The organism is Flavobacterium sp. (assembly GCF_003525665.1).
In the GTDB taxonomy this organism is placed as follows: domain Bacteria; phylum Bacteroidota; class Bacteroidia; order Flavobacteriales; family Flavobacteriaceae; genus Flavobacterium.
The window spans coordinates 16,688-19,014 of the sequence record NZ_DQDX01000095.1 but is presented as its reverse complement, the minus strand read 5'-3'; the positions used below and the strand labels follow the sequence as shown (position 1 = coordinate 19,014).

The following is a 2,327-nucleotide window of genomic DNA, read 5'->3' as shown; positions in this document are numbered from 1 at the left end:
GTCTTTTTTTAGATGGAAAATCAAAAATTAGTTTGCCGTTTAAAGATATTTTTTTGTGTGATTCAGCTAAAAAATCTTCCGTTATTTTATGGTCTAAATGCATTATTACATGAAGAGAAAAAATCAAATCGAAATAATTTTCAGGATAAGGAATGTTAGAAACCGAACCATCTTTAATTGTTATATTTGGAAATTTAGATTGTGCAATTTCAATCATTTTCGAACTAATATCAACTCCATGGTTTGCAAATTCTAAAAACCGTCCTGTTCCACAACCTAAATCTAAGGTGTTTTTGAATGCGTTTTTCCCCAGAATTGACTTTAAAAATATACGTTCTTGTAGATCAATATATTTTCCATAAGAATTTTCAAATCGATTGCTATCATAAGTTGGCGCTAAATCGTCGTAATATTTTTTTATTGCATCAATCATTTCATAAATGTATGGCATTTCTAACAAAAATAAATAAATTTGTAATTACAAGTAAACTACTTTTTTAAAATAAATTATTCACCACATGAAACAACAAGATGCCATCCAGTTATTTGAAAACAAAAAAGTAAGAACTATTTGGGATTCTGATCAAGAAAAATGGTTTATTTCTATAATTGATGTTATAGAAGTTTTGACAGAAACCGACAGATCTAGAAAATATTGGAGCGATTTAAAATCTAAATTAAAGAAAGAAGGAAGTGAACTGTCCGAAAAAATCGGACAGTTGAAAATGATAGCTCCAGATGGAAAATTTCGTTTAACAGATGTTGCAGATACGGAACAACTTTTTAGATTAATTCAATCAATTCCATCACCAAAAGCTGAACCATTTAAGCTTTGGTTGGCTCAAATTGCCTCTGAACGATTGGATGAAATGCAAGATCCAGAATTGACTATTGACAGAGCTTTAGAGCAATATTTACAATTGGGTTATTCTGAAAATTGGATAAATCAACGATTAAAAAGTATTGAAATTCGTAAAGAACTTACGGATGAATGGAAAAGTCGCGGATTAAAAGAAGGTCAGCAATTTGCAACTTTAACCGATATTATTTCAAAATCTTGGTCGGGAAAAACTACCAAAGAGTATAAAATTTTGAAAGGTTTAAAAAAAGAAAATCTTCGCGATAACATGACTAATACCGAATTGATATTAAATATGTTAGCCGAAGCATCCACAAAAGATATTTCGCAAGCTGTTAATCCACTAACATTTGAAGAAAGCAAAAATGTTGCTAAACAAGGTGGAAATGTTGCTAAAGTTGCTTTAAAAGAGCTTGAAGCAAAAACTGGAAAAAAAGTAGTTACTTCGCTTAATGCAAAATCGTTGTTGGAAATCGATAAAAAAAAGATTGACAATTAACTCAATGAACGAAGTTTTATCAAAATATTTGCCTGAACATTCGGTTCAAAGTTGTTTTGAGTTAATCAAAGCCAACTCGGTGCATCTAAAAATTGTTAACGAACGACAAACGCGTCATGGTGATTACAGAAAAGGACTTTCTGGCAAACACGAAATTACGGTAAATGCGAATTTACTTAAATACCGTTTTTTGATAACATTGGTTCATGAAATTTCACATTTAGTTGCTTTCGAAAAATTTGGGAGAAACATAAAACCGCATGGAGTAGAGTGGAAGATGACGTTTCAGCGATTGATGGTTCCGTTTATTCGGCCAGAGATTTTCCCGCATTCGGTGTTGCCATTGGTTGCAAATCATTTTAGAAATCCAACTGCGAGTAGTGATACCGATGCCAAATTAGCTTTTGCTTTAAAACAATTTGACGAAAGAAAAGCCGATATCCATTTTATTCATGAAGTACCAAGTGGTAGCTTATTCAGAATAAAAAACGGACGCGTTTTCCAGAAAAAAGGTCTTCGAACAAAACGATACGAATGTGTTGAGGTTCAAACAGGAAGATTGTTTTTGTTCAATGCCAATGCTGAGGTTGAAATAATTCCGGGATAAGATGAAGAAATTTAAAGCATATTATTTGTTATTTATTTCATCATTGATATTGTTAATGTCGGGTTTTTTAGTTGGTACAGAGACATTAGATATAAATCTTCACGATACTTATTATGTCATCATGAGAAACCATCTGTATTGGTTGATTTCAATTCTTTTAGTACTCTTTTTCTTGATTTATTTATTGTTTGATAAAGTTAAAATAAATTTTGAACACCTTTTTTCAAAAGTGCATATTTTCGGAACTTTAATTTCAGTACTAGGATTACTTTTTCCTTATTCTTTAATTTTTAGCAAAGCTAAGTTTCCGTTATTTGATTATTCACTTTACATAAATTTATCAATGACAATTAGCATTTTAG

Annotated in this window: 3 protein-coding genes and 1 pseudogene; 3 read left to right on the top strand and 1 reads right to left on the bottom strand. The window is 30.9% G+C overall.

Annotated elements, in window-relative coordinates:
* The coding region (locus DIU01_RS07095; RefSeq protein WP_290832917.1) for a bifunctional 2-polyprenyl-6-hydroxyphenol methylase/3-demethylubiquinol 3-O-methyltransferase UbiG at positions 1-451 on the bottom strand (451 nt) is incomplete at its 3' end.
* Positions 452-518: 67 nt separating this feature from the next.
* On the opposite strand from DIU01_RS07095, the gene DIU01_RS07090 reads away from it, so the two are divergent.
* The 3 genes and pseudogenes from DIU01_RS07090 to DIU01_RS07080 all read left to right on the top strand — a co-directional run.
* Positions 519-1,358: a Bro-N domain-containing protein gene (locus tag DIU01_RS07090; protein WP_290832915.1), complete on the top strand. Its 840-nt coding sequence runs from the start codon at positions 519-521 to the stop codon at positions 1,356-1,358.
* Between the two features lie 4 nt (positions 1,359-1,362).
* On the top strand, positions 1,363-1,965 hold the full coding sequence (locus tag DIU01_RS07085) for a SprT-like domain-containing protein (protein WP_290832913.1): 603 nt from the start codon (positions 1,363-1,365) through the stop codon (positions 1,963-1,965).
* Between the two features lies 1 nt (position 1,966).
* A pseudogene (locus tag DIU01_RS07080) lies at positions 1,967-2,327 on the top strand (hypothetical protein); the annotation flags it as partial.

Bases quoted from the DNA above. Each gene is read 5' to 3' on its own strand.
- DIU01_RS07090 (WP_290832915.1), top strand. From the start codon at position 519: ATGAAACAACAAGATGCCATCCAGTTATTTGAAAACAAAAAAGTAAGA.
- DIU01_RS07085 (WP_290832913.1), top strand. From the start codon at position 1,363: ATGAACGAAGTTTTATCAAAATATTTGCCTGAACATTCGGTTCAAAGT.